Consider the following 7,788-nt stretch of genomic DNA (forward strand, 5'->3'; position numbering starts at 1 on the left):
AGCCAGCGCTGGGCGTCATACTCTGAATCTGAAACGGCGCGGCACCAGAGAAGCAGCATCCACCACCCGAACCGCCAGGATGCTGTAGAACACGGCCAGCCAGCCGAAACGCAGCGAAGCCTCGACGACCTCGCTCTGTACGGCGACGACAATGGCGCTCAGCAGAACATTGATGATGAGAGCCGTAGGCAGATGACGATAGAGAAACTTTACCTGCTCGCCCCTCAGCGCATCTTCCCTTTTCATGCTTAGGTTCATGGCGCAGATTCGTCGGCTATGTTGGCCCTTTTGATGGGGAGTATTGCTTACGATTGATCCTGCACCAAGCGACTTTCGTGCCGCGACCAGCGAGCTGGCATCTTCCTGCCCGTCATTGCGACCCTTCCCGGGGCGCGATGGTAAGAGATAAGCCGCTCCGGGGCATTTACACTCTAGCCTAACTTGGCGGCCACGCGGTATTTTAGAGGAGTCTCTGCCAACGACCGAACGGAGCCCTCCCCACCCGTGCGAATTCCACGCAAGAAACTGATCGCGCTCTGGCTCGGACCGCTAGTGATGCTGGCGCTGCTGTTGCTGCCCGCGCCGGCAGGCCTGAACCCCGAAGCCTGGCATCTGGTGGCGCTGGCGGCGTGGATGGTGATCTGGTGGATGAGCGAGGCGGTGCCCGTCGCGGTGACCGCACTGCTGCCTATCCCGATGATGCCAATGCTCGGAATCACGGGGCAGAAAGCCGTGGCGGCCAGCTACGGCGACCCGCTGATCTTCCTGTTCCTCGGCGGCTTCCTGATCGCCGCGGCCATGCAGCGCTGGGGGCTGCACAGACGCATCGCGCTGCGCATCGTGAAGATCGCCGGCACCGGGCCTCAGGGCATCATCGCCGGCTTCATGCTGGCGACCGCGTTCCTGTCCATGTGGATATCCAATACGGCGACGGCGGTGATGATGTACGCCGTAGGCATCTCGATGGTCGAGTTCGTGGCCGCGCGCGTGGACGAGCCGGCCAAGGCACGCCGCTTCGGCATCGCACTGCTGCTGGGCGTGGCATATAGCGCTTCCATCGGCGGCGTGGGCACGTTGATCGGCACGCCGCCCAACACCCTGCTGGCGGGCTTTCTCGCCGACACCTACGGCATCCATATCGGCTTCAGCACCTGGATGCTGATGGGCGTGCCCCTGGTGGCGGTCATGCTGCCGCTGACCTGGTTGCTGCTGTGCCGGGTGATCTTCCCGGTCAAGGACATCGAACTGGGGGAAGCGGCCGGACTGATCGACGAGGAACTGCAGCAAATGGGGCCGATGTCGCGCGGAGAGCGCATCGTTCTCACGGTGTTCCTGTGCACCGCGTTGCTGTGGATATTCCGCAAGCCGCTGGTTGCGCTGACAGGCCTTTCCATCACCGACACCAGTATCGCCCTGCTGGGGGCCACAGTGCTTTTCGCCCTGCCCGCCTCGGTTCAGGAAGGCCGCTTCACGGTCGACTGGGATGCCGCCAGGAAGGTGCCGTGGGGCGTGCTGCTGCTGTTTGGCGGCGGACTGGCGCTGGCCGGGGCGTTCAAGACCACCGGCCTGGCCACAGCCATCGGCGAGGCCGTGGCCGGACTGGCGGCCGTCGACATCAGCCTGATCGTACTGGTCACCATCGCGGCGATCATCCTCCTGACCGAACTGACCTCCAATACCGCCACCACCGCCACCTTCCTGCCGATCCTCGGCGCGGTCGCCGTCGGCCTCGGTCAGAGCCCGATGGTGCTGGCGGTACCCGCCGCACTGGCGGCGTCCATGGCCTTCATGATGCCGGTGGCGACTCCGCCCAACGCCATCGTGTTCTCCTACGAAGGCCTGCATATCGCGGATATGATGAAGGCCGGCCTGTGGCTCAATCTGCTGGCCATCGCATTGATCTACGGCGCCATGCTGTTGGTGGCACCGCTGGTGTTCAACCTGTCATTCTAAACGGAAGTCGCCATGTCTCTGCTCTGGGTCATTTTCGGCAGCCTCGTACAGCTGACCCTGGCCGCCATGTTCTTCATGCTGGTGGTGTTCTCCTCCGCCGGCATCGCCAACTGCCGTACGCTGACGCATATGCAGAGCAAGGTCCTGGACTGGTCCATCTACGCTCTGCCGCTAAGCTGTGTATTGAGCGCCGTGCTAATGATTATTCTCTACTGGAATGGCAGCAGCGCCATCGCCTATTGGTGGTATGCACTACCCGCCGTGGCCATCACGGCTTACCTGATCTTCGCACTCATGCTGAATGCGGGCGCACCGAGGACAACGTCGTGATCCACCCCGCAACTGTCCGGGATGCCGAAGAAATCGCCGGCATCTACAACCACTACATCGCCAACACCGTCATCACGTTTGAAGAACAAATCGTCACGCCTGAACAGATGGCGGCGCGAATCGAGACGGTCGGTTCGAGTTCCCTGCCCTGGCTGGTCGCCGAACGCGATGGCCAACTGCTCGGCTATGCCTACGCAGCACCCTGGAAGGCGCGTTCGGCCTACCGCTTCTCGGTCGAAACCACGGTCTATCTCCACCCCGAAACGCTCGGCCGGGGCATCGGCAGCCTGCTCTACGAGACACTGTTCTCAGACCTCGAGAGGCGCGGCGTGCGCACGGCCATCGGCGGCATCGCCCTGCCCAATCCGGCCAGTGTCGCATTGCACGAGAAGCTGGGCATGAAGAAAGCGGCGCACTTCGAGCGGGTCGGCTTCAAGTTCGACCAGTGGATCGACGTGGGCTACTGGCAAATCAACCTGTAGATATCGAGCGAACGCCCCATGCCCAGAAATGTCGAAACCAAGGCACGGATCGACAGCGTCGACGCACTGGCCACTGTCGTTGCGGTGATAGCCGATTCTGGCTCGAAAGAAATCATCCAGGACGACACGTTTTTCCATTGCGACGGCGGATGCCTGAAGCTGCGCATGTTCCCGTCCGACTCAGGCGAGCTGATCTTCTACCGCCGCTCCGACGAACAGGGCCCCAAGGAGTCCTTTTACGTACGCAGCCCTACAGCCGAGCCGGAAACGCTGCGCGAGACCCTGTCGCTCGCGTACGGCCAGGCGGGGCGGGTATGCAAGCGGCGCACGCTGTTCCTGGTCGGACGCACGCGCGTGCATCTCGACCGCGTCGAAGGACTCGGCGATTTCATGGAACTCGAGGGCGTGCTCGAAGACGGCGAAACCACGCAAGAAGGCATTCGAGAGGCTCACGAACTGATGGACAGGCTGGGGATAGGCGCCGACCGCCTCGTGCAAGGCTCATACGTCGATCTTCTGAACGCCCTGTCCGGCTGACGCTTGCGTAGGGAGACCGCCTTTGCTGTCGCAGCTCGCTCGTATGGCATCATGCGCAACGTCGATCCGCGGCCAATGAACCTAATGCGCGCAAACTCATGAACAATCTAGACGCCCACGACCTCAAGATCCTGGAGTTGCTGCAGGCCAACGGGCGCCTGACCAACCAGGAACTCAGCGACCTCGTGGGGCTTTCGGCCTCGCAATGTTCGCGCCGGCGCATCAATCTCGAACAGGCGCAGCTCATACTCGGCTACCATGCCCGGCTGGCGCCGCAGGCCATGGGGCTGGGCGTCGTGGGACTGGTCGAGGTCAGCCTGGTCAACCACACCCAGGATTACGCCGAAGCTTTCCGCAGCATGCTGGCCGCGGAGAGCGCCATCGTCGACGCCTACAAGACGACCGGCGACTCCGACTATCTGCTCAAGGTGGCGGTGGCCGATCTTGACGGCCTGAGCCGGCTGATCAATCAAATATCAATGCACAAGAGCACCGCGCATGTGAAAACCTCGGTGGTACTCGAACGCCTCAAGGAAAACGGCCTGGTCAGCGACTCGCCGGCGCAGTAGCTCTTTTGCGCGCCTCACGCATAGATCAATGAAAAAACGAGCACATTTAGCGAATAGAACAACATATCGCACATAACACGCATTCCTGGTACAATTTTCGCTCAAAACGATTGAACACAAACACCCCGCGCACGACGCGTGCACAATGCATCCGCGCCATGCCGGCAACCGATATCGGGCTGCAAACATGGAAAACACCGCTACCCTGACCAAAGTTCCGCATAGCCTCGTCGAAGACGCTCTGGCCATGCTGATTGGCACGCTGATGGTCTCCTTCGGCGTCATTCTGCTGCGCGAGGTGGGTGCACTGACCGGCGGCACCGCTGGCATGGCCTTCCTGATCCATTACGTGACCGGCGTCTCCTTCGGACTGGCCTTCTTCGTCATCAACCTGCCCTTCTATTACCTGGCCGTGAGGCGCATGGGCTGGCAGTTCACGCTCAAAACCTTCTGCGCAGTGACGCTGGTTTCGGTATTCTCCGGACTGCAGCCGATGTTCATCCACATCGATCAGCTGCAGCCGTTCTACGCGACCGGCTTCGGCGGCATTCTCATCGGGCTCGGCATGATCGTGCTGTTCCGCCACCGGGCCAGCCTCGGCGGCGTGAACATCCTGGCGCTGCACCTGCAGGACCATTACGGAATTCGCGCGGGCAAATTCCAGATGGCCGTGGATGTGAGCGTCGTGGTGGCCTCGCTGTTCGTAGTCAGTCTGCCGATGCTGATCGCCTCGATCCTGGGCGCCGTCGTGCTGAACCTGATCATCGCCATGAACCACCGCCCCAACCGCTATCTGGCCTGAACGCCGGACGCGAAAGACTAACCTAAGGAGACGCCACACCGTGTTCGAACATGTCAAACCCTATGCGGGCGATCCCATCCTGTCGCTGGTCGAGCGTTTCCTGAAGGACGAGCGCCCGCACAAGGTCAATCTGAGCATCGGCATGTATTACGACGAACAGGGCGTGGTGCCGCAGCTGCAGGCGGTGGCCAAAGCGCAAGAAGCCATTCTACCAATGCTGCGCAAGGCTCCGCGCTATCTGCCGATGGAGGGCCTGGCGCCCTACCGCGCGGGCGTCCAGAGCCTGTTGTTCGGCGACGGGCATGCCGCACTGCAGGCCGGACGCGTGGCCACCATCCAGACCGTGGGCGGCTCCGGCGCGCTGAAGGTCGGCGCCGACTTCCTCAAGCGCCACTTCCCGGAGTCGCAGGTGTGGGTCAGCGACCCGACCTGGGAGAACCACGTCAGCATCCTGTCCGGGGCCGGTTTCAAGGTGAACGCCTACCCCTACTTCGACCCCGAAACCCGCGGCGTGAAGTTCGACGCGATGCTCGAAACGCTCTCCGCTCTGCCGGCGCACAGCATCGTGCTGCTGCATCCCTGCTGCCACAACCCGACCGGCTCCGACCTGACGAATCAGCAGTGGGATCAGGTCATCGAAATCGCGAAGGCGCGCGAACTGATTCCCTTCCTCGACATTGCCTACCAGGGCTTCGGCGACGGCGCGGACGAGGACGCCTACCTGATCCGCGCGATGGCCGACCAAGGTCTGCGCTTCCTCGTCGCCAACTCCTTCTCGAAGATCTTCTCGCTCTACGGCGAACGCGTGGGCGGCCTGTCGGTGGTCTGCGACGATGCCGAAACCGCCGACCGCGTGTTCGGCCAGCTCAAGTTCACCGTGCGCAGCAACTACTCCAGCCCGCCGAACTTCGGCGCCCAGCTCGTTTCGCACGTGCTCAACGACGCGGCGCTGAAAGCGGCCTGGCTCGACGAGGTCGAAGGCATGCGTCGGCGCATCCTGGAAATGCGCGAAACGCTGGTGGCATCGCTGCGGGACGCCCTGCCCGACCACGACTTCGAGCACCTGCTGCGCCAGCGCGGCATGTTCAGCTACACCGGCTTCAGCGCCGAGCAGGCCGACCGCCTGCGCGACGAGCACGGCGTCTACCTGCTCGCCAGCGGCCGCGTCTGCGTCGCGGGACTCAACCGGAGCAACGTCGGTCAAGTGGCGGAAGCGTTCGCTGCGGTGCAGTAAGGCACTGACCATCGCAGTCTGCCCGCCCGATCGGGCCTGCGATCGGGCGGACTCCACGGCAACCGCGCCGCAATGAAAATACTCGCGATCTCCGGCAGTCTCCGCGCAGCATCCCTGAACAGCGCCCTGCTGCGCGCCGCCGCGCGTATCGCTCCTCCGGAGATCGAGATCGAGTTGTTTCGGCAACTGGGCGACCTCCCGCTGTTCAATCCGGACCTGGACGCGGAAACGATCGAAACCGTCGAAACGTTGCGTCGGCGCATCATCGTCGCAGACGCGCTACTCATCGCCAACCCGGAATACGCACATGGCATCACCGGTGCGATGAAAACGCGCTGGACTGGATGGTTGGCAACGAATCGTTCGTACGCAAGCCGGTCGCCCTGCTGAACGCCTCGCCGCGCGCCCGCCACGCCCAGGCGGCCCTGCGCGAAACCGTGAGCACGATGTCCGCGCTCGTCGTCGACGGGGCTTCGATCACCTTGCCCGTCCTAGGCAGCGGCAGCGGACTCGATGAGGACGCCATTGTGCGCCATACGGAGATTCGCGCCGCCCTGCTTGGCGCCCTGCACACACTCGCTTGCGTCGTGCGATCATTGCCGCAAGAGAGCGATGCTTGAAAGATGAGAGTAATGATGGAAGTCGAGTACAAGATCAACGCGCCGATCACCGCGGACGAGTTCATCGCCGGACATTCTCGAATGGGAGAAGCATCTCGGTTCGTGAAGACGAACCAGACGGCAGACGGCTGCATCAACGACGCCCCCGGGCCGGCCGTGGACTTCGGCTGATTCGAAACCCGCACAAGCAGCCGGTCGAGCGCGCGGCCTTGATCGTGCCCTCCTTATCGTCCGAGGCACGGGTAGAATTCCAGCGTTCCGCCGACAGAAGGTCCTCGAAGTGAACGTTCTGATACTCGGCGGCACCGGCCTCATCGGCCGGCACGCCGCTGTCGCCATGCGCGCCCTGGGTGCGGACGTCAGCATACTCTGCCGCTCTGCGGCAGGCAGCCAATGTGCCGAAGCCCTGAATTGCACGCCGCTCGACGGCGATATCGCCGTGGCGGACGGCGGTCGCTGGCTGCAGAAACTGGGCCTGTTCGACGCCGTCGTCCATGCAGCCGCCACCTTCGACGAAGACATGCCGGACATCGACACGAGGCTGCTGGTCCGGTTGGAAAGCGCCATGCAACGCAGGCACGCCCGGCGCGTACTGCTCTACACGGGCGGTGTCTGGCTGTTCGGCGACACCCACGGCCCTGCCGACGAAACCGCGCCTCACGCACCGCCGCCCGAATGGGCCTGGCTGTCCCGCAACGCGCGCCGCGTAATGGCTTCGCAGGTCTTCGACGGCCGTGTGGTGCATCCGGCGAACGTCGTCGACGGTCCTCCCGGGGCGCCGTCCATCCTCATTCGGGAGGCGGAGGAGACGTCCGAGATCCGATTGCCGCAGGCCCTGGCGGCGACCTGGCCACTGGTCGACGCGCGGGATATCGGTGCCTTGTACGCCCTCGTGCTGGATGCCGGCAGGCGCGGCGAGGACTACATCGGCGCAGCGGTGCCCGCCGAACCCTTGGCCGTCATCGCCAGCCGCCTGGCGACGCACCTGGGTCTCGCCGACGCGTCCGTGCCGCTGCCCATCGGCCACTGGACGTCGAAATACGGCGCCTGGGCCAGCGGCTACGGTCTGGATCAGAATCTCAGCGCCGCCAAAGCCAGACAACTGCTCGGCTGGACGCCCGCGTTCGCCGCCTGGGAGTAAACGCCTCACACCGTCACGCCTGCGCCACGGCCGACGCAATGGCGGCGCCCAGGCTCTGCGTTGTGCCCTGCCCGCCGACGTCCGGCGTCAGCGCCTGCGCATCGCCGCCGGCAAGCACCT

At 63.7% G+C, this 7,788-nt stretch carries 12 protein-coding genes; 11 read left to right on the top strand and 1 reads right to left on the bottom strand.

What is annotated here, in order from left to right:
- Nucleotides 1-15: 15 nt before the first annotated feature.
- Nucleotides 16-246 (bottom strand): hypothetical protein, encoded by a 231-nt coding sequence (locus tag P8014_RS12375; protein WP_337817632.1) that lies wholly within the window; start codon nucleotides 244-246, stop codon nucleotides 16-18.
- 258 nt (nucleotides 247-504) lie between these two features.
- On the opposite strand from P8014_RS12375, the gene P8014_RS12380 reads away from it, so the two are divergent.
- The 11 genes from P8014_RS12380 (at nucleotide 505) to P8014_RS12430 (ending at nucleotide 7,668) form a co-directional block, all read left to right on the top strand.
- Nucleotides 505-1,953 (top strand): DASS family sodium-coupled anion symporter, encoded by a 1,449-nt coding sequence (locus P8014_RS12380; RefSeq protein WP_337817633.1) that lies wholly within the window; start codon nucleotides 505-507, stop codon nucleotides 1,951-1,953.
- A 12-nt stretch (nucleotides 1,954-1,965) separates the two neighbouring features.
- Nucleotides 1,966-2,283: a hypothetical protein gene (locus tag P8014_RS12385; RefSeq protein ID WP_337817634.1), complete on the top strand. Its 318-nt coding sequence runs from the start codon at nucleotides 1,966-1,968 to the stop codon at nucleotides 2,281-2,283.
- Entirely contained in the window at nucleotides 2,280-2,765 is a 486-nt protein-coding gene (locus tag P8014_RS12390; protein ID WP_337817635.1) for an arsinothricin resistance N-acetyltransferase ArsN1 family B, read from the top strand. Before P8014_RS12385 ends, P8014_RS12390 begins: the two co-directional genes overlap by 4 nt.
- Nucleotides 2,766-2,783: 18 nt before the next feature.
- Nucleotides 2,784-3,302 (top strand): class IV adenylate cyclase, encoded by a 519-nt coding sequence (locus tag P8014_RS12395; protein ID WP_337817636.1) that lies wholly within the window; start codon nucleotides 2,784-2,786, stop codon nucleotides 3,300-3,302.
- A gap of 98 nt (nucleotides 3,303-3,400) precedes the next feature.
- Nucleotides 3,401-3,871, top strand: coding sequence for an Lrp/AsnC family transcriptional regulator (locus tag P8014_RS12400; RefSeq protein WP_337817637.1), 471 nt, complete (start codon nucleotides 3,401-3,403; stop codon nucleotides 3,869-3,871).
- A gap of 187 nt (nucleotides 3,872-4,058) precedes the next feature.
- On the top strand, nucleotides 4,059-4,673 hold the full coding sequence (locus P8014_RS12405; protein WP_337817638.1) for a YitT family protein: 615 nt from the start codon (nucleotides 4,059-4,061) through the stop codon (nucleotides 4,671-4,673).
- A 40-nt stretch (nucleotides 4,674-4,713) separates the two neighbouring features.
- Entirely contained in the window at nucleotides 4,714-5,907 is a 1,194-nt protein-coding gene (locus P8014_RS12410) for an amino acid aminotransferase (RefSeq protein WP_337817639.1), read from the top strand.
- Between the two features lie 72 nt (nucleotides 5,908-5,979).
- Complete coding sequence (locus P8014_RS12415) at nucleotides 5,980-6,297, top strand: NADPH-dependent FMN reductase (RefSeq protein ID WP_337817640.1); 318 nt, start codon at nucleotides 5,980-5,982, stop codon at nucleotides 6,295-6,297.
- Complete coding sequence (locus tag P8014_RS12420; RefSeq protein WP_337817641.1) at nucleotides 6,252-6,527, top strand: hypothetical protein; 276 nt, start codon at nucleotides 6,252-6,254, stop codon at nucleotides 6,525-6,527. The genes P8014_RS12415 and P8014_RS12420 overlap by 46 nt, the downstream gene beginning before the upstream one ends.
- Nucleotides 6,528-6,539: 12 nt before the next feature.
- The gene (locus P8014_RS12425; RefSeq protein WP_337817642.1) at nucleotides 6,540-6,698 is read left to right on the top strand and encodes a hypothetical protein; all 159 of its coding nucleotides are present in this window, start codon (nucleotides 6,540-6,542) and stop codon (nucleotides 6,696-6,698) included.
- Nucleotides 6,699-6,807: 109 nt separating this feature from the next.
- On the top strand, nucleotides 6,808-7,668 hold the full coding sequence (locus P8014_RS12430; RefSeq protein WP_337817643.1) for an NAD-dependent epimerase/dehydratase family protein: 861 nt from the start codon (nucleotides 6,808-6,810) through the stop codon (nucleotides 7,666-7,668).
- Nucleotides 7,669-7,788: the final 120 nt, after the last annotated feature.

This window comes from Acidihalobacter sp., from assembly GCF_037381185.1.
Taxonomy (GTDB): Bacteria; Pseudomonadota; Gammaproteobacteria; order DSM-5130; family Acidihalobacteraceae; genus Acidihalobacter_A.

Coding starts and splice junctions, on each gene's coding strand:
- P8014_RS12375 (WP_337817632.1), bottom strand. CDS start 246: ATGAAAAGGGAAGATGCGCTGAGGGGCGAGCAGGTAAAGTTTCTCTAT.
- P8014_RS12385 (WP_337817634.1), top strand. CDS start 1,966: ATGTCTCTGCTCTGGGTCATTTTCGGCAGCCTCGTACAGCTGACCCTG.
- P8014_RS12395 (WP_337817636.1), top strand. CDS start 2,784: ATGCCCAGAAATGTCGAAACCAAGGCACGGATCGACAGCGTCGACGCA.
- P8014_RS12400 (WP_337817637.1), top strand. CDS start 3,401: ATGAACAATCTAGACGCCCACGACCTCAAGATCCTGGAGTTGCTGCAG.
- P8014_RS12405 (WP_337817638.1), top strand. CDS start 4,059: ATGGAAAACACCGCTACCCTGACCAAAGTTCCGCATAGCCTCGTCGAA.
- P8014_RS12415 (WP_337817640.1), top strand. CDS start 5,980: ATGAAAATACTCGCGATCTCCGGCAGTCTCCGCGCAGCATCCCTGAAC.
- P8014_RS12420 (WP_337817641.1), top strand. CDS start 6,252: ATGGTTGGCAACGAATCGTTCGTACGCAAGCCGGTCGCCCTGCTGAAC.
- P8014_RS12425 (WP_337817642.1), top strand. CDS start 6,540: ATGATGGAAGTCGAGTACAAGATCAACGCGCCGATCACCGCGGACGAG.